Origin of the sequence: Streptodolium elevatio (genome assembly GCF_040649515.1) — a bacterium.
Classification (GTDB): domain Bacteria; phylum Actinomycetota; class Actinomycetes; order Streptomycetales; family Streptomycetaceae; genus Yinghuangia; species Yinghuangia elevatio.
In genome coordinates this window covers 20,682-39,062 of the sequence record NZ_JBEZFP010000090.1, presented here as the reverse complement: position 1 = coordinate 39,062, position 18,381 = coordinate 20,682, and the positions used below count along the sequence as shown (strand labels likewise).

Below are 18,381 nucleotides of genomic sequence, written 5' to 3'. Positions count from 1 at the left end.
GCAGGCCCGGTCACCTAGTGCTGTGACCGGAAAGGTTCACTGGATCCCGGTCGGAGCCGTGCCGTGGCCTCGGGCCGGCCTGCGGCCCTTGACTTTCCCAGTGGGAAAGTGGGATTCTCGCTTTCCCACCAGGAAAGTGAGGATTCATCGTGGACATCACCCCGGAACAGGCCGAAGCCGCCCTCGACTCCGCCCACCAGGCACGGCGCCAGGTCGCCGATGAAGTGGGCCTGCCCCGCGCGTACTGGTGGGCCATGGCGGCCGGTTGGATAGTGCTGGGCGTAGTCGGGGCTGCCGCGCCGGCTTGGGCGGCCGGGGCGGCGACCCTGCTCTTCGGTGCCGGGCACGCCGCGCTCGCGTCGCGGTTGCTCGACGGACGCCGCCGCACGGCTCGGCTCCAGGTCAGCAGGGCCGTCGCCGGGGCCCGCATCCCCTTTGTGGTGGTCGGCATGCTCGTCGCCTTCGTCGGCGTCACCGTCCTCGCCGGGTTCGCACTCGACGCGGACGGCGCGGATCACGCGGCCATCTGGGCCGCGGTGCTGGTCGCCGCCGTCGTCGGGTTCGGCGGACCGGAGATCCTGCGCGTCCTGCGCCGGTGGGTCCGGGCATGACGGATGCGCGCTTCGACGAGCTCATCCACCCCAGCACCCGCCTGTCGCTGGTGGCGACCCTGGCGGCGGCCGACTGGGCGGAGTTCGCGTACCTGAAGGACCGGCTCCAACTGTCCGACTCGGCGCTGTCCAAGCAACTCACGACACTTGAAGAGGCCGGGTACGTCGCCACCGAACGCCGCCTCACCGGCAGCCGCCACAAGCGCTTCGCCCGCCTGACCGACATCGGCCGGGACGCCTTCGAGGGCCACATCGCGGCGCTCCAGGCGATCCTCGCCAACGCCTCGGCTCCGGCGGCGGAGGGGCAGCCCGAGAAGCATCCGCTCGGATAGATTTCCGGGACGACGAGGTGGCGACGGAAGAGCCCGGACATCGTGCGCATGGATGCGGGACGGTCGCGAAATCGAACGCAGTTGGTTCGGGCCGGCGCGTGCGCGGCGAGGACCACATCGTTCGTCCGTACCTTTGCAGATGGTGCGCGAGCACCCTGCGTTCGGCCGAAAATGGTGCACGAGGGCCGTGGTTCGCAGTTGGGCGAGGCATTAGCGTGCTGCTCACCGCAACCTGGGACGGACGTCCGGCTCGCTCCGGCGTGCGCCGTCGCAGGGACGATGGAGACCCCGCGAACCAAGGACGATTCGACGTGACCATGCCCTCGATCGGAACAGCCGCCCCGTGCGTGCCGACGGCGTTGTTCGGCACCGTGACCTGTCTCGACGACAACGGCACCATAAGGTCGTTCCCGCCCTTTGCCGCGGACTCCTCCGAGGACGGCTGGACGTTCAACATGGTGCGCGCGGTCAACGGACGCGACTTCCGCGAACACTTCTGGGAAATGCACCCGACGTCCGACAAGTTCGTCGCCGTGGCATCCGGGTCCGTCAACCTGCACCTGCGTGCCCACGACGGCCACCCGCGCCGGACCTTCCCGCTCGGCCCCGGAACCGCGGTCACCGTTCCCGCCGGGCGCTGGCACCTCCTCGAAGTCGCCGAGCCCAGCAGCGTGCTGACGCTGGCGCGTCCGACCGGAGCCCTCCTCGAACCGGTCGCCTTCGACGTGGCGACCGCCTGATCGCGGACACCGGCCCATAGGGGTCGGCCGCCTGCGAGGATGTGGCGGCCATGCCGAGTGTTTCCGAGGGTCTGCAACTGCTGCGCGCCGGGGTCTTCGCCGGGGTGTGCGTCGTGCTGTCGGCGGGCGGGCACGTGCTCGCCTCCGGGAGCGCGGTGCCCGGCTGGGCCGTGCTGGGCGCCTTCGCCGCGGCCATGTTTGCGGGCTGGGCCGGGTCCGCCCGGGAGTGTTCGGGGCCGCGACTGGCGGGCGCAATGGGCGTCGGGCAATTCGCGCTGCACAGCTGGTTCTCGTTTGCCGTGGCACACGCAGCCGGTTCCGGCTCGGCGCACGGGCACGGCCATGAGCCGGGGCACCGGCACGGCGGGCCGCCGGCGGAGCCCGGCAGCGGCACGTGGATGCTGGCCGCGCACCTCGCGGTCGCGGTGGCCGCCGCCGGATGGCTGCGGGTCGGGGAAGCAGCGGTGTTCCGGCTGCTGGCGCGGTGGGACGCGCGGGTGCGGGCAGGGGTAGGCGTACTGCTCGGCCTCCGCACGGTCCCGGCCCGAAACCTGCCGCGGATAGGCGCGGTTGCGGTACGGCCGGGGGTCCACCGGGGGCTGGCGACGCGGTACGACCTGGCGCGGCGCGGGCCGCCGGCGGGGGCTTTCGTCCGCTGATCCGCAAGCCCCCGCATCCTTCAGGAGCCGTTTCCGTGAGCCGTACCTTCCGCCTGCCCTCGGCCGGGCGCTTCGCCCTGGCCGTCGCGGCCGCCGGGGCCATCGCCCTGGTCTCCGCAACCCCCGCGTTCGCGCACAACGAGGTGACCGCCTCGGACAGCCGCGCGCTCGCCACCGATGTCACCCTCACCTTCGAGGCCGCCGCCGAGTCGACGACGGCGGGGATCACGTCGCTGCGGGTGGTGCTGCCGCAGGGCATCGTCCCCGGCGACGTCACCTACCTTGAAGGCCCGTCGGGCTGGTCCTACACGCCGGCCGACGACGGTTACACCGTCGCCGGGACGGCGCTGGCACCGGGCGCCGACGCCGAGTACAAGGTCAAGGTCCGGCAGTTGCCCGACACGGAGCTGCTGGTCTTCAAGACGCTTCAGTCGTACTCGGACGGACGCGTCGACCGCTGGATCGACGTGCCGAAGTCCGGCGACGACCACTCGAACGCGGCGGCCAAGCCCGCGCCCGCGCTGACGCTGCAGAAGGCGGCGCCGGGGGCCGTGGTCATTCCGCCCACCCCGGCCGCGCCGACGGGTGCGCCCACCGGGGCTCCGACCGGGGCTCCGTCCGCCGAGGCGAGCAGCGCCGCTCCCCCGCCCCCCGCGACGACGCCGGGTGCGGCCGCCCCGGGCTCGCCCTCGGTCACGCCCACACTCGCGGGCGAGTCCGCCGACGAGAAGAAGGACGACGACTCGTCGACGCTGCCGGTCGTGCTGGGCATCGTCGCGGCGGTGGTGGTCGTCGGCGGCGCGGGCGGCGCGTGGTGGTGGCGTCGGCGCGGTGCCTCCAGCGGAAGCTGACCCACCGGCAGATGCGGGCGGGGCGGCGGGACTTCGCCGCCCCGCCTGCCGTACCGCAATTCGCCGGTGCCCTGGGGCTCGCGTGCGCCCGGGCCTCGCCCCGACCTTCGCGTGCGCCCGGACGTCGCCCCGACCTTCGCGTGCGCCGAGCACCTTCGCATGTGCCCCGCACCTTCGCATGTGCCCTGACCCTCGCGTGTGCCCTGACCTTGCGTCCCTGCGGGCCAGGTGTGGCCCCGGTTCAGGTGCAGCCGAGGTTCAGGTGTAGTCGGCCTCCTCGACGCCACGCGCCCGCGCGAAGGCGCACAACGCCCGGACTTCGGGTGTCATCGGCTTCCGCAGCCACGCGAACCCGATGGTGCGCCGCATCGGCGGATTGAACGAGCTTATGGTGACCGCCCGTTCGAACCGGTGCGCCATGTCGGCGTACCACAGCACCGAACCCACGCCGCCCGCGACGCACGAGAGCCACGCCCCGCGCTCGTCGGTCTCCATGGCGACCTTCGGGCGGATCCCCCGCGTGGTGAACAGCACTTCGAACTCCTTGCGGCGCGGCGAGTCGGCGGCCGGGAGGATCATCGGCAGGCCGTCCAGCGACTCGACGGTCACCGGTTCGGGCAGCCGCAGGTCGGGCGGCGAGACGAGGACCACCTCGTGGTGGTGAAGGGCGTGGACGCGCAGGTCAAACGGGACCGGCAGGTCCGCGAGCACCAGGTCGGCGGCGCCGTTGCGCAGCGCGTCGAACAGCAGGTCGCGGTTCGCGTGGCCCGCCACCACCACGTGGACGTCCGGGCGGTGCCGGTTGAAGGCCGGGAGCAGCGTGCTGATGAACTCGATGGCGAGCGTCTGCGTCGTACCGAGCCGTACGCGGGCTCCCAAAGACGGCGCGCCCGGTCTGACGCAGTCCTCGATCGCGCTGATGCCCGCCAGGACCCTCCTGGCCAGGTGCACGACCCTGACGCCTTCCGGGGTCAGCGCCATGCCGCGGCCCGAACGTACGAACAGCTCCGCGCGCAGCTCGCGTTCGAGCGCCTGGAGGGACCGCGACAGCGCCGGTTGGACGACGAAGAGCGCCTGCGCCGCCGCGGTCATGCTCCCGTGCTCGACAACGGCGACGAGGTAGCGCAGCTGTTGAAGAGTCACGTTTGCACCGTACTCCTGGGTATGTGCACGGTCATCCCATCCGGCTGGTCGGATCCGGTCCGACCAGCCGGATGTGCGCGCCCTGTCCGGGTGTACGCGCCGGTGCGTCAGAACCAGGTGACCGTCCAGGTGAACGCCGTGGTTCCGGTCTTGCCCGCGCTGTCCTTGACGGTGACGGTCACCTGGAAGGTGCCGACTCCCCAGACCGATCCGGTGACCGCGCCCGTGCCCGCGTTGACCGAGACGCCGAACGGCAGCCCGGTCGCCGCGTACGTCAGGGTCGCCCCCGGCGTCGAAGGCGTCGCCTGGATACGGAAGTCCGCCTTCTGGTTGAACTTCGACGCCCGGTTGCCCGGGTTGGTGACGACGACCTCGCCGCCGGGTGCCGGGGCGACCGTCAGCGTGACCGGCGCCGAGGCGGTGCCGGCGCTGTTGGCCGCGGTGAAGACCGCGTTGGACGGGCCGGCCGCGGTCGGCGTACCGGACAGCACGCAGGAGGGCGAGAAGGCCAGCCCGGCGGGCAGACCGGTCGCCGAGCAGGTCGGCGTGGGGTTGCCGGTCACCGCGAACTGGAGGTTCACCGGCTTGCCGACCTCGAGGCCGGTGACCGGCGGCGCGGTGATCGTGGGTGGTGTGGTCCCCCCTCCGCCCGGGGTCACCGTCCACACGAACGCGCGCTGTGCGGTACCGGCCGAGTTGCTCGCGGTGAGTACGACGTTGCGTGCTCCCTGCGTGGTCGGCGTGCCGCTCACCAGGCACGACGGGCTGATGGCGAGCCCGTCCGGCAGTCCGTTGGCGGTACAAGTCGGCGCGGGCGAACCGGCCACCTGGACCTGGAGGTTGACGGCCGTGCCGACTGGCGTCGTCTGGTTGCCGGGGGCGGTGATGACGGGCGCCTGGTTGCCGCCGCCGGGTTCCACCGTCCAGCTGAACGCCACCGGTGCCGACGTCTGGTTCGCGGCATCCTTGGCGGTGACCGAGACGTTCGCGGTGCCCGCGGCCGTCGGCGTGCCCTGCACGGTGCAGCCGCCGGACGCGTTGCCGAGCCCGGCCGGGAGGCCGGTGAACGTGCAGGTGTACGGCCCGGTCCCGCCGCTCACCTGGACCGCGAGGCTGTCCGGGACGTTCACCGTCGAGCTCTGCGCACCCGGGTTCGCGACGACCGGTCCGCCGTCGCCGGGGATCGCCTCGGGCGGCAACGGCACCTTCCAGACGGGGCTGTTGGCGCCCTCGCTGCCGACCAGGAGCGCCTTGCCGTCGGGCGTGTACGTCAGCGACTCGCCCTGCGACACGCTCGGCAGCGCGAACTGGGCGATCTGCACGCCTGGGGCGGTGAACACGTACGCGTTGCCGTAGTCGCGGATGGCGAAGGACTTCCCGTTGGGCGCGAAGCTGCCGTCGGTGCCGGTCAGCGGCGAATTGCCCACCCGGGTGAAGGTGTTGGTGCCAGAGGTGCTCAGGGTCGCCGGCCCCTGGTAGACGCCGCTCGACCCGGTGCCGAAGAGGATCTTCGTGGCGATGTAGAGCCGGTTGTCGCGCGGGTCGATCATGAACGTCTCGGCGTCGTGCCTGCCGTCGGCGTACGCGACCGCGAACGTCGTGGGCGTGACCGTCTGGTTCGTGAGCGTGTCCGGCTCCGTGAACCGGTGGATCTTGAGGTCGCTGCGGGCCGAGGCGTTGTCGCCGATGTCGCCGACGAACACGGCCGGGCGGCCCTGGTCGTCCTTGCCGACACTCATCGCCTCCCAGTCGGAGTTGGTGGTACCGGCGACGTTGAAGACGGCACGGACCGCGCAGGTCGCCGCGTCGAGCGCGAAGACCTCGGTGGAGTTGCCGCTGTCGCCGTGGGTGTACATGACGCCCGGATGCCTGAGGCTCATCGCGAGTCCGCTGGACTCGTCGATACGGGCGTCGCCGATGGTGCACACAGTGGTGGGCGGGTCGACGGCGTGCGCCGGCGCCGCCCCGAAGGTCGCGCCGACGAGGGCCGCGACGACCAGAACGGTGGAGGTGCGCCCGGCCGTCCGGCCGACGCGTCTGCGGTGCCTGGGGTGTTGTGCCATGCGTCCAAGGGAATGAGTCCGCACTCCTCCCGGTCCAATACCGGTCCCGCATCGACCCATGACAGTGCCTCATGGCTTTCGCACGGTCCTCCTCCGATTCCGGTCCGTACCCGGGCACTTCGCGGGCCGCCGCGGGAATCCGCCGCCGATGCGGAACCGAGAGCGACCGTTTCGGCATCGGTGCATGTCGTCTGGGTCGGGATGCCCACCGATCTTGTGCGAAGCCGCAGGTCAGCACGTTGAGCGCAGCCGGCTGCCGGCAACCGGCGAATTCCCCTCGTTGACCCGGCGCGCGGTCCGCACGACCATTCCCGCGGTGGTCTGGCCATCCCTCCGCCATGCCCCGGCGCAGCCTCCGTCCGGCGCGCACGAGCAATGTCCCCATGCCCGTTCGCAGTGCCAAGCGATGTCACGGGTGACCCGGCCGGGTCGCCCGGCAGGTCATCACCAAGGAGGCAACCCGTGCTCAAACGAGCGCGCCGGTCGTGGTACGCGAAAGTGACGGCCGTCCTGGCCGGCACCGCCGCGGCGGCCACGGCAGGCATCGTGGCGCTGACGGCCGCACCGGCCTCGGCAGCCACCATCCCGCAGTTCGACCATGTGGTGATCGTCGTCCACGAGAACACCAACTACGAGAGCGTCGTCGGCAACGCGCAACTGCCGTACATCAACTCGCTCATCAGCGGCGGTGCCTCGTTCACCAACTTCCACGGCGAGGTGCACCCCAGCCAGGGCAACTACTTCGCGATGTTCTCCGGGGCCACGCAGGGCGCCACGCTGGACCAGTGCCCGGAGCCCGGCTCCCCGTACACCGCGGACAACCTGGCCCGCCAACTGCTCGACAAGGGCAGGACGTTCGGCAGCTACAACGAGGACTGGGACGGCAACCCCGCCACGTGCACCACGGACAAGTACGCGCGCAAGCACAACCCGTGGTTCGCGTTCAGCAACGTGCCCACCACCACGGCCCACAAGTTCAGCGCCTTCCCCACCGACTACAACCAGTTGCCCACCGTTTCCTTCGTCGTCCCGGACCTGTGCAACGACATGCACGACCTGGGCTGCACGGGCACCGGTGACACCTGGACGAAGAACAACCTGGGCGGCTACGCCGAGTGGGCGAAGAGCAACAACAGCCTGCTGATCGTGACGTGGGACGAGGACGCGTTCCGCTCGCAGAACCAGATCGCCACGGTGTTCTACGGCGCCAACGTGAAGAAGGGCACGTACGGCACCAACTACAACCACTACAACATGCTCCGCACCCTCCAGGACATGTACGGGCTGCGCACCTCCGGCCAGTCGACCAACGTCCCGGCGATCACCGAGGTCTGGGAGAGCACGCCGACCGATCCGCCGGTCGTGGCCAATCCCGGTCCGCAGGCGTCCTCCGTCGGGCAGTCGGTGAACCTGCCGCTCCAGGTCTCCGGCGGGACCGCGCCGTACACGTGCACCTTCACCGGGCTGCCACCCGGACTGGGCAACCCCGGCAACGGCTGCACCGTGCAGGGCACGCCGACCACCGCCGGAACGAGCACCGTGTCGGTCACCGCGAAGGACGCGCAGAACGCCAGTTCGGCGGCGGTGTCCTTCCCGTGGACCATCAGCAGCGGCCCTGTGGCGCCGACCGTCACCAACCCGGGCCCGCAGACCAGCGCGCAGGGCCAGCCGGTCAGCAAGCAGATCCAGGTGTCCGGCAACCCGGCACCCGCCTGCACCGCGACCGGGCTGCCCACCGGGCTGTCGATCAGCTCCTCGTGCCTGGTCACCGGAACACCGACCATCCTCGGTGACAGCAGCGCCACGGTCACCGCGACGAACAGCCAGGGCACCGACAGCGAGACGTTCACGTGGTCGGTCACCACCGGAGGCAACACGCCGCCCACGGTGACGAGTCCGGGCAACCAGACGACCCAGGCGGGCACGGCGGTCAACCTCCAGGTGCAGCGGACCGGCACGCCGACGCCGACCTGCACCGCGACCGGACTGCCGGCCGGGCTGTCGGTCAACTCCGCCTGCCAGATCACCGGTACGCCGACCACCGCGGGCACCTCGAACGTCACGGTGACCGCGAGCAACGCGGCGGGCAGCGCGAACGCCTCGTTCACGTGGACGGTCACACCGCCGCCGCAGACCGGCGTCCAGGTGGCCAACCCCGGCAATCAGACGTCGAAGTTCAACCAGAAGGTGGACCTCAAGCTCCAGGTGAGCGGCGGCACCGCGCCGTACACCTGCTCGGCGACCGGGCTGCCGAGCGGGCTGTGGCTCAACCCGTTCAACTGCCAGATCTCCGGAAGCGCCTGGGGCGTCGGGTCGTTCACGGTGAAGGTCACCGCGAAGGACGCCGGCAACGCGACCGGGAGCACGACGTTCGGGTGGACGGTGGCGTGGTTCTGAGCCCGTGAGGCTCCTGCCGCCCATCTCTCCTGACTGAGATCCCCCGACGTCACCGGCCGGCCGGTGTGCGGAGGCCGTCTCTTCCGCGGCCCCGCACACCGGTCCGGCCTCCGCCCGGCCCGGGAGCGCGCCATGTACCTGTCCTCCAGCCGCAGCGGCGACCTGAGCACCGGGGTTCGCCACGACGAGCCGAACCCCGGTGCCGATCCCGGCACTTCGGACGCTGCCCCCGAGGAGCCGTCCGGCACTCGGCCAGGGCCAAAGCCGCAGTCGCGGGGGCGGTCCCGGTCGCAGGGGCGGTCCCGGTCGTCGTCGCGGTCGCCGTCGCGGTCGCGCCGCCGGGTGGGCCTCATCGTCGCCCCCAACGTGGTCGCCCTCGGCATGGTCTCCTTTGTCACCGACGTCTCCGCCGAGATGGTGACCGCGATCCTCCCCGTCTACCTCGTGCTCGGACTCGGCCTGTCGCCATTGGCGTTCGGCATGCTGGACGGCCTCTACAACGGCGCCACCGCGTTCCTGCGCATCGCGGGCGGGCACATCGCGGACCGTACGCGGCGGCACAAGCCCGTCGCGGGGTTCGGCTACGGCCTTTCCGCGGCCTGCAAGTTGGCGCTTCCGGCGGCGCACTCGGTGCCGGTGATCGGGGCGGTGATCGCGGCCGACCGCATGGGCAAGGGCATCCGGACCGCGCCGCGCGACGCGCTGATCTCTCTGTCGACACCAACCGGCGCTCAGGGCAAGGCATTCGGCGTGCACCGGGCGTTCGACACGGCGGGCGCACTACTCGGTCCGCCGGCGGCGATGGCGGTCCTGTGGTTCACCGCGCAGGCGTACGACGCGGTCTTCGTGGTCAGCTTCTGCCTCGCCGCCTTCGGCGTCCTGCTGTTGTGCCTGTACGTCCGCGAAATCCCGTACGCGGCAACGCCGAAGGCGGCTCCCCGGCGAGCGCCCGAAGGACCGCCCGCGGCAGCCCCCGAAACCACGCCCGAACCAGCGCCTGGAGCAGCGCCCGCAGCAACGGAACCCGCCGCCCGGCCGCGCCTGCGCGAGGCCGTCGGGGTGCTGCGCGTCCCCGCGTTCTTCCGCGTCTGCCTGTACGCCCTCGTGCTCGGCGCCGCGACGATCGGCGACGGCATGGTCTACCTCCTTCTCCAGCAACAGGTGGACCTACGGCCGCACTTGTTCCCGCTGCTCCCCTTCGGAACGGCGCTGGGGTTCCTGCTCCTCGCCGTCCCGGTCGGCCTCGTCGCCGACCGGGTGGGCCGCCTGCGGGTGTTCCTCGCCGGCCACGTCCTTCTCCTCCTCTGCTACGTCGTGTTGCTGACCCCTGTGCCGCGCGGCCTGCTGATCGTGCTTCCGCTGGTCCTGCTGGGCGTCTTCTACGCCGCGACCGACGGAGTGCTCATGGCCGTCGCGGCGCCGCTCGCCCCCAAACGGCTGCGCGGCGGGTCCCTCGCCCTCGTCCAAACCGGCCAGGCGGCCGGCCGCGCGATCGGTGCGGTGGCCTTCGGCGCGGCCTGGACGGTGTGGGGGCCGCGTACCGCCCTTGTCACCGCGGCCGCGGTGCTGTGCGCGGCGTGCGCCGCCACCGCGCTGGTCGCGTACCGCTGCCGCGAAACCGTCCCGGAGGACGCCCGATGACCCGCACCGCCCGCACCGTCGTGCTCGCCGTGGTGACCTCCCTCCTGATCGGGGTGGCGGTGGCCTACACACTGCACGCCGCGGGGCGGTCCGAGAGCGGACCGCGGCAGGAGCTGAGCGAGGTGACCCTCGACGCCCCGGGGCGGATCGTGTTCCGGACCACGATGGCCGGCACGGGCCGCGACCACCTGGCGGCCGTACCGCTGTCCGACACGGGCAAGGACGACGGCAAGGACAACCGGCGGATCTCGCCGACCTCGTGCCTGGTATTCCACGCCACCAAGGGCACCGGCGTATGCCTCAAGCTCGCCAACGCGGCGCTGCACACCTACAACGCGGTGATCCTGGACAACCGCCTGCTGCCGGTGGACAGCCGCGAGATGGCCGGCACACCGTCGCGGGCCCGGGTCTCCCCGAGCGGGCGGCTGGTCGCGTGGACCTCGTTCGTGGGCGGGGAGTCGTACGCGGGGCTGGACTTCTCCACGCGCACCGCGATCCTCGACCGGCGCACGGACACGCTGCACAACAACCTGGAGGAGTTCTCGATCATCCGGGACGGCAAGCCGTACAAGGCGGCCGACGTCAACATCTGGGGCGTCACCTTCGCCGCCGACGACAACCGCTTCTACGCCACCGTGGCGACCGACGGCCACCGCCACCTGGCCGAGGGCGACCTCGCCGCGCGCACATTGCGCACCCTGCGGGACAACGTCGAGTGCCCCTCACTGTCACCCGACGGCACGAAGCTCGCCTACAAGAAGCGCGTCGACGGCACGGACCCGTCCCGGCCCTGGAAGCTGTTCACCCTGGACCTGGCCACCGGGCGCGAGACCCCGACCGCCGAGACCCGGACCCTCGACGACCAAGCCGAGTGGCTGGACGACGGCACGGTCCTCTACAACCTCCCCGGCGACCTGCGGGCAGACGTCTGGTCCGTACGCGCCGACGGCACCGGAACCCCGTCCCTGGTCCTGAGACACGCCCTGACCCCCGCGGTCCTCCGGCCGTGAACTCGCCCGGACTGGGCTGAACAGGTGAATCCTCGGCAATGGCGCTCGCTGAGCTACAAATGTCAATCACGCTGGACGTCGACTGGCGACCAGTCGTCCCACTGCCCACCAATGCCAACGCTGCTAGCAGACTGCTAGCAAAGGGGTTAGAATGAGCGACATGGCTACTGTCTATGTCCGAGACGTCTCCGAGGACGCATTGACAGTCCTCAAGGTCCGTGCCGCGCGGGCGCGGCAATCGCTGCAGTCATACGTGCGCGACGTCATAGAGCGTGAAGCCGCGATGCCGACGCTCGAGGAGGCCGCTGCTCGGGCTGCGGACGTGGCCCGGCTCAACGCGCCGAGCGGCCCGATCACCGGTGCGGACATCCTCGCTGCGATTGACGAGGGGCGCGAACGCCGGTGATCGTGATTGATTGCAGCGCCTTAGTCTCCGCCTACACCGACCTGGGCGAAATAGGCCGTGCGGCGCGTGATCGCATAGCGAAGTCGGACGCCATATTGGCGCCGTATCTGCTCGACGTCGAGTTGTCGTCTGCGCTCCTAGGCATGGCCCGGGGCGTTCGCGGAGGGCAACCTAAGCTCACACAACCGGCGCTCGACGCGGCCTTGCGAGACTACGCCGGTCTCCGGGTGCAACGCATGGAACATCTGCCCCTGCTCCCACGCGTGCGTGAACTCTCCGCGAACATGTCGGCTTACGACGCCACCTACGTCGCCTTGGCCGAGCTCTACGACGTGCCGCTCGTCACCGCCGACGTTCGAATTGCCCGGTCCGGGGTCGCCCGCTGCGCCATCGACCTGTTGGCCGAACACGCCGGCTGAGGGCCGACGTCAGCTGCTTCGACGAGCGCTCTCCCCGTGACGGTCACGGGGGGTGCATGCGCGGGGTTGACGGCACGGAATATCCGCTGGTGGTTGTTGGGGTCGGCATGCCTATCCTTGGGCCCGTATGGATACGCCGTCTGCCTCCGCTCCGCTCGCCGATCTGCGGGCTCGATTGTCCGGTGTGACCCTGCGTGACGAGCGTCGGCTGGCGCGGCGGATCGACGGGGCACGCCGTGTTCGCGACCCCGAGGCGCGCGCCTCGATCGTCGCGGAACTGGCCGGGGAGATCGAGGACGCCGAGCTCCGGGCGGGGTTGCGCCGCGCGGCCGTGCCGGACATCGCATACCCCGAGCAGCTGCCGGTGTCGCAGAAGAAGGACGACATCGCCGCCGCGATCCGGGACCACCAGGTGGTCATCGTCGCGGGCGAGACCGGGTCGGGGAAGACGACGCAGCTGCCGAAGATCTGCCTGGAGCTCGGGCGCGGGGTGCGCGGGCTCGTGGGGCACACGCAGCCGCGGCGGCTCGCCGCGCGGACGGTGGCCGACCGTATCGCGGAGGAGCTGAAGACCCCGCTCGGGTCGACCGTCGGGTACAAGGTGCGGTTCAACGACCAGGTGTCGGACGAGTCGCTGGTGAAGCTGATGACGGACGGCATCCTGCTGGCCGAGTTGCAGACCGACCGCGACCTGCTCCAGTACGACACCCTCATCATCGACGAGGCGCACGAGCGCAGCCTCAACATCGACTTCATCCTCGGCTACGTGAAGCAGCTGCTGCCGCGGCGGCCGGACCTGAAGGTCGTCATCACGTCGGCGACGATCGACCCGGAGCGCTTCTCGCGGCACTTCGGGGACGCGCCGATCGTCGAGGTGTCGGGTCGGACGTACCCGGTCGAGGTGCGCTACCGGCCGCTGGTGGCCGACGACGCGCACGAGGGCGACGGGGACGACCGGGACCAGGTGCAGGGGATCATCGACGCGGTCGAGGAGCTACAGGCCGAAGGGCCCGGCGACGTCCTGGTGTTCCTGTCCGGCGAGCGCGAGATCCGCGACACCGCGGAGGCGCTGACCAAGCGGAACCTGCGCGACACCGAGATCCTGCCGCTGTACGCCCGGCTCTCCTCCGCCGAGCAGCACCGCGTCTTCCAGCAGCACAGCGGGCGCCGCGTCGTGCTGGCCACCAACGTCGCGGAGACCTCGCTGACGGTCCCGGGCATCAAGTACGTCGTCGACCCCGGGACCGCGCGGATCTCGCGCTACAGCCACCGGACCAAGGTGCAGCGGCTGCCGATCGAGGCGGTGTCGCAGGCGTCGGCGAACCAGCGCAAGGGCCGCTGCGGGCGTACCTCGGACGGCATCTGCATCCGGCTGTACGCCGAGGAGGACTTCCTCGCCCGGCCGGAGTTCACCGACCCGGAGATCCTGCGCACCAACCTGGCGTCCGTCATCCTCCAGATGACCGCCATCGGGCTGGGCGACATCGCGGCGTTCCCGTTCATCGACCCGCCGGACCGCCGCAACATCAAGGACGGCGTCGACCTGCTCCAGGAGCTGGGCGCGATCGACCCGGCGCAGACGGACGTACGCAAGCGCCTGACGCCGGTGGGCCGCAAGCTCGCGCAGCTGCCGGTCGACCCCCGCATGGCGCGCATGGTGTTGGAGGCCGAGCGCAACAACTGCGTGCGCGAGGTCATGGTGATCGCGGCGGCGCTGTCGATCCAGGATCCGCGCGAGCGGCCCGCCGACAAGAAGGAGCAGGCGCAGCAGCAGCACGCGCGGTTCGTCGACAAGGAGGCCGGCTCGGACTTCCTGACGTACCTCAAGCTGTGGGACTACCTCCAAGAGCAGCAGAAAGAGCGGTCGTCGTCGGGTTTCCGGCGCATGTGCAAGCAGGAGTTCCTGAACTACCTGCGGATCCGCGAGTGGCAGGACGTCTACAGCCAACTGCGGCAGACCGTACGGCAGATGGGCGTGCGGCTCGGCGACCAGCCCGCGGACGCGCAGCGCATCCACACGTCGATCCTGATCGGCCTGCTGAGCCACATCGGCCTGTACGACGCGGCCAAGCGCGAGTACGGCGGCGCGCGCGGCACCCGTTTCGCGGTCTTCCCCGGGTCGTCGCTGTTCAAGAAGCCGCCGCGCTGGGTGATGTCCGCCGAACTGGTCGAGACGAGCCGGCTGTGGGCGCGGGTCAACGCGCGGATCGAGCCCGAGTGGATCGAGCCGCTCGCCGAGCACCTGGTCAAGCGCAACTACAGCGAACCGCACTGGGAGCAGAAGGCGGGCGCGGTGATGGCGTACGAGAAGGTGACGCTGTACGGCGTGCCGATCGTCCCCCAGCGCAAGGTGAACTACGGGCGCATCGACCCCGAGATGTCGCGTGAACTGTTCATCAGGCACGCCCTGGTCGAGGGCGACTGGCGTACCCACCACAAGTTCCTGAAGGAGAACCGCGCACTCCTGGAAGAGGTCGAGGAGCTCGAACACCGGGCGCGGCGCCGGGACATCCTCGTCGACGACGAGACGTTGTTCGAGTTCTACGACCAGCGGCTCGGCAAGGACGTGGTCTCAGGACGGCACTTCGACACGTGGTGGAAGAAGACCCGGCAGCAGCAGCCGGATCTGCTGAGCTTCGAGAAGTCGATGCTCATCAACGAGCGCGCGGGCGGCATCGACGAGGCCGACTACCCGGACTTCTGGGTGCAGGGCGGCCTGCGGCTGCCGCTGACCTACCAGTTCGAGCCGGGCAACGCGGCCGACGGCGTCACGGTGCACATCCCGCTGGCCGTGCTCGGCCAGGTGGTGCAGGACGGCTTCGACTGGCAGATCGCGGGCCTGCGCGAGGAGTTGGTGACCGAGCTGATCCGCTCGCTGCCGAAGACGCTGCGCCGCAACTTCATTCCGGCGCCCGACGTCGCCCGCGCGGCGCTGGCTCGGATGACGCCGCGTCAGGAGCCGCTGGCACAGGCCCTCGCCCGCGAACTCCAGCGGCTCAAGGCGATCCCGGTGCCGCCGGAGAGCTGGGACTTCGACCGGATACCCGAACACCTGCGGATGACCTTCCGCGTCGAGGACGACCGGGGAAAGCCGCTGGCCGAGGGCAAGGACCTCGCGGAGCTGAAGCTGCGGCTCAAGCCGAAGTCCCAGGCGACCCTGTCGCGGGCGGCCGACACCGTGGAGCGCGCGGGGCTGAAGGAGTGGGGCGATCTCGGCACGCTGCGGCGTACCTTCGAGTCCACGCGCGACGGGCACCCGGTCAAGGGCTACCCGGCGCTGGTCGACGAGGGGGCGAGCGTCGCGGTACGCGTCTTCGAGACCGAGGCGGAGCAGCAGGCCGCCATGTGGCTCGGCACCCGGCGGCTGCTCATGCTGGGCGTGAACTCGCCGGTCAAGGCCATCGCGGGCCGCCTGCCCAACCGCGCCAAGCTCGCGCTCAGCCACAACCCGCACAAGGACATCGCGGACATGTTCGAGGACTGCGTGGCGTGCGCGGTCGACAAGATCATGGCCGACGCGGGCGGACCGGCCTGGGACGCCGAGGGTTTCGCCAAGCTGCTGGCCAAGGTACGCGCCGACCTTCCGGCGACCACCGAGGACACCGTGGTCAAGGTCGAGCGGATCCTGACCGTGCACCACGCGCTGGAGGTCAAGTTGAAGGGCACCACGAGCCTCGCGCTCGTGCCCGCCTTGACCGACATCCGCGCGCAGTCGGCCGGGCTGATCCACCGCGGCTTCATCGCCGAAAGCGGCTGGCGGCGCCTGCCGGACGTGCTGCGCTACCTGCGCGGGATCGAGCGGCGGTTGGCCAAGCTGCCGAACGACCCGCACGGGGACCGGCACCGGATGCTGAAGGTGACGGACCTTGAGGAGGCGTACGCGCGCCGCCTGGCGAACCAGCCGAAGGGCCGGCCGCTGAGCGACGAGGTCCGGCAAGTGCGGTGGATGATCCAGGAGTTGCGGGTCAGCTACTTCGCGCAGTCGCTGGGGACGCCGTATCCGGTGTCGGACAAGCGGATCCTCAAGGCGCTGGAGTCGTAGGCAGAGTCGCCGGAGCTGTCGGAGCTGTCGGAGCTGTCGGAGCTGTCGGAGCTGTCCGAGGCGTCGGAGTTGTCGGAACGGCCCGGGTCAGTCGGAGCCGCCGACGGCGGGCGGCGGGGCGGGAAGTCCTTGTAACTGCCGGGAATCTCCCCTACCGTCCGCCGACGTGGGACACACACGCCGCACGTTCGCGACGCTCGGTACGGTCCTCGCGGCGCTCGCCGCCCTCGTCTCCCTCCCGGCTTCCGCGCACGCGGATCCCGCGGGACCGGTCCCGGCCGTGGAGGGCCCGGTCACCGGGCCCGGCTCCCCCTGGACGGCCGTCACCGACTCGGGCGAACTCGCCGCGCGCGGGTACGGCGAGCGCGAGTACTTCCTTTCCGGGCAGGCGACTTCGTACCGCCGGGTCGGGACGTGGGACGCGTCGGGCCGGTGGGCGGCGGAGCCGGACACGGCGGCGGCCTACAAGACGCGGGTGCTGGTCCGCACGCCGAACGACGCGGCGCGCTTCAACGGCACCGTGGTGGTCGAATGGTTCAACGTGAGCGCGGGCTTCGAGACCGCGCCCGACTACCAGTTCATGCGCGAGGAGATGCTGCGGCGCGGGTACGCGTGGGTCGGCGTCTCGGCGCAGGCCGCCGGAATCGACGCTCCGCCGGGGCCGTTCGGGCTCGGCGGCCTGAAGTCCTACTCCCCGGCGCGGTACGGCTCGCTGAGCCACCCCGGCGACGCGTACTCGTACGACATCTTCACCCAGGTCGCCGCCGCGCTTCGGGTGACCGGGCCGGGCGACCTGCTCGGCGGGCTGGGCGGCGAGCGCGTGCTCCTCGCGAACGGCGAGTCGCAGTCGGCGTTCCGGCTCACCACGTACGTGAACGCGGTGCAGCCGCTGACCGGGGCGTACGACGGCTTCCTGATCCACAGCCGCTTCGCCTCCGCCGCGCCGCTCGGCGGCGGGTTGCAGGAGCCCGCGGTGCCGGTGGCGTTCATCCGGCCGGACGCGGGTGTGCCGGTGCTGGTGACGGAGTCGGAGACGGACGTACCGCTGCACCTGGCGGCGCGGCAGGACGACTCGGACGCGTACCGGCTGTGGGAGATGCCGGGCACGTCGCACGCCGACGCGTTCACGGGCGCGACGGCGATCGGCTGCGACAAGCCGGTGAACTCGGGGCCGCAGACGTACATGATGCGCGCCGCGCTGCGCGGTCTGACGACTTGGGCAGGCGGCGCGGCACCGCCGCCCGCGATGCCGCGGATCGCGGTCGACGGGGCCGGGGCGATCGTCCGCGACGCGCACGGCAACGCGCTCGGCGGCGTCCGTACGCCGCAACTCGACGTGCCGATCGCGGCGTTGCGCGGCGACGGAAACAGCGGACCGAACCAGTTCTGCCAACTCGTGGGCACGACGGTCCCGTTCGAGGCCGCCATGCTGCGTGCCCTCTACCCCGACCATGCCGCGTACGTCGCCGCCTTCGACGCCGCGGCCCGCCGCGCCGCCACCGCGGGCGGGATCCTCGCCGACGACCTCCCGGCCCTGCACGAGGAGGCGGACGCCGCGCCCGTCCCGCCGCCGCCCTCCGGGTCGCTCGACCAGGGCGTCGAGGGCGAGGTACGCCCCGGTGCCCTCGCCATGGCGCAGCAGGCCTCGGGGGTCACCCTCACGCCCGCGACGATCGACGGCACGCCGCAGACCGTGACCGGGCGCCTGAACACCGTGGCCGTCCAGGACTACCGCGGCTCGACCCTCGGGTGGTCGCTCACCGGGCAGTCCACCGACTTCACCTCGGCCACCGGCGGCCGGATCCCCGCCACCGCCCTGGCGTGGACCCCCGTGTGTGCCGTCGTGAGCCCCGACGCGCCCAGTGGGGCGACGCCGGGCTCCGCCGGGCCCATTCCCACGCACGGCGCCCTGTGCACCCAGCCGGAGAACCCGCGCGGGCAGGTCTCCGGCGGCGAGTTCACCGCCGACGCCCAACTCGCGCTGCGGATCCCGGCGTACCCCCTGGCCGGTGCCTACACGGCGACGCTCACCCTGACCCTGATCTGAGCCCCGACCCTGACCTGCGC

At 71.3% G+C, this 18,381-nt stretch carries 14 protein-coding genes; 12 read left to right on the top strand and 2 right to left on the bottom strand.

The window, feature by feature from the left end; translation table 11 throughout:
• Positions 1-149: 149 nt before the first annotated feature.
• From AB0C36_RS28875 to AB0C36_RS28855, 5 genes are all read left to right on the top strand, one after another.
• Positions 150-611: a hypothetical protein gene (locus tag AB0C36_RS28875; RefSeq protein WP_358359521.1), complete on the top strand. Its 462-nt coding sequence runs from the start codon at positions 150-152 to the stop codon at positions 609-611.
• A complete protein-coding gene (locus tag AB0C36_RS28870) occupies positions 608-943 on the top strand; it encodes a transcriptional regulator (protein ID WP_358359519.1) in 336 nt (111 codons plus the stop codon). Before AB0C36_RS28875 ends, AB0C36_RS28870 begins: the two co-directional genes overlap by 4 nt.
• A 311-nt stretch (positions 944-1,254) precedes the next feature.
• Positions 1,255-1,683: a cupin domain-containing protein gene (locus AB0C36_RS28865; protein WP_358359517.1), complete on the top strand. Its 429-nt coding sequence runs from the start codon at positions 1,255-1,257 to the stop codon at positions 1,681-1,683.
• Between the two features lie 50 nt (positions 1,684-1,733).
• The gene (locus AB0C36_RS28860; protein ID WP_358359516.1) at positions 1,734-2,342 is read left to right on the top strand and encodes a hypothetical protein; all 609 of its coding nucleotides are present in this window, start codon (positions 1,734-1,736) and stop codon (positions 2,340-2,342) included.
• A 35-nt stretch (positions 2,343-2,377) separates the two neighbouring features.
• Positions 2,378-3,193 carry a DUF1775 domain-containing protein gene (locus AB0C36_RS28855; protein ID WP_358359513.1) on the top strand — a complete coding sequence of 272 codons (816 nt, stop codon included), beginning with the start codon at positions 2,378-2,380 and terminating at the stop codon, positions 3,191-3,193.
• Positions 3,194-3,451: 258 nt separating this feature from the next.
• Here the strand turns inward: AB0C36_RS28855 and AB0C36_RS28850 are convergent, their stop codons facing one another.
• Both AB0C36_RS28850 and AB0C36_RS28845 read right to left on the bottom strand, forming a co-directional pair.
• Positions 3,452-4,336, bottom strand: a complete 885-nt coding sequence (locus AB0C36_RS28850; protein WP_358359511.1) for a LysR family transcriptional regulator — start codon at positions 4,334-4,336, stop codon at positions 3,452-3,454.
• Between the two features lie 107 nt (positions 4,337-4,443).
• Complete coding sequence (locus tag AB0C36_RS28845; RefSeq protein WP_358359509.1) at positions 4,444-6,399, bottom strand: putative Ig domain-containing protein; 1,956 nt, start codon at positions 6,397-6,399, stop codon at positions 4,444-4,446.
• A gap of 462 nt (positions 6,400-6,861) precedes the next feature.
• Here AB0C36_RS28845 and AB0C36_RS28840 point away from each other — a divergent pair, with 462 nt between their 5' ends.
• The 7 genes from AB0C36_RS28840 (at position 6,862) to AB0C36_RS28810 (ending at position 18,361) form a co-directional block, all read left to right on the top strand.
• Complete coding sequence (locus tag AB0C36_RS28840; protein WP_358359506.1) at positions 6,862-8,796, top strand: putative Ig domain-containing protein; 1,935 nt, start codon at positions 6,862-6,864, stop codon at positions 8,794-8,796.
• A 132-nt stretch (positions 8,797-8,928) separates the two neighbouring features.
• Positions 8,929-10,437 carry an MFS transporter gene (locus tag AB0C36_RS28835; RefSeq protein ID WP_358359504.1) on the top strand — a complete coding sequence of 503 codons (1,509 nt, stop codon included), beginning with the start codon at positions 8,929-8,931 and terminating at the stop codon, positions 10,435-10,437.
• Positions 10,434-11,447 (top strand): TolB-like translocation protein, encoded by a 1,014-nt coding sequence (locus AB0C36_RS28830; RefSeq protein WP_358359502.1) that lies wholly within the window; start codon positions 10,434-10,436, stop codon positions 11,445-11,447. The genes AB0C36_RS28835 and AB0C36_RS28830 overlap by 4 nt, the downstream gene beginning before the upstream one ends.
• 160 nt (positions 11,448-11,607) lie before the next feature.
• Positions 11,608-11,853 carry a FitA-like ribbon-helix-helix domain-containing protein gene (locus tag AB0C36_RS28825; RefSeq protein ID WP_358359500.1) on the top strand — a complete coding sequence of 82 codons (246 nt, stop codon included), beginning with the start codon at positions 11,608-11,610 and terminating at the stop codon, positions 11,851-11,853.
• Entirely contained in the window at positions 11,850-12,272 is a 423-nt protein-coding gene (locus AB0C36_RS28820; protein ID WP_358359497.1) for a type II toxin-antitoxin system VapC family toxin, read from the top strand. The genes AB0C36_RS28825 and AB0C36_RS28820 overlap by 4 nt, the downstream gene beginning before the upstream one ends.
• 127 nt (positions 12,273-12,399) lie before the next feature.
• Positions 12,400-16,314 carry an ATP-dependent RNA helicase HrpA gene (hrpA, locus tag AB0C36_RS28815; RefSeq protein ID WP_358359494.1) on the top strand — a complete coding sequence of 1,305 codons (3,915 nt, stop codon included), beginning with the start codon at positions 12,400-12,402 and terminating at the stop codon, positions 16,312-16,314.
• A gap of 166 nt (positions 16,315-16,480) precedes the next feature.
• Positions 16,481-18,361, top strand: coding sequence for an alpha/beta hydrolase domain-containing protein (locus tag AB0C36_RS28810; protein WP_358359492.1), 1,881 nt, complete (start codon positions 16,481-16,483; stop codon positions 18,359-18,361).
• Positions 18,362-18,381: the final 20 nt, after the last annotated feature.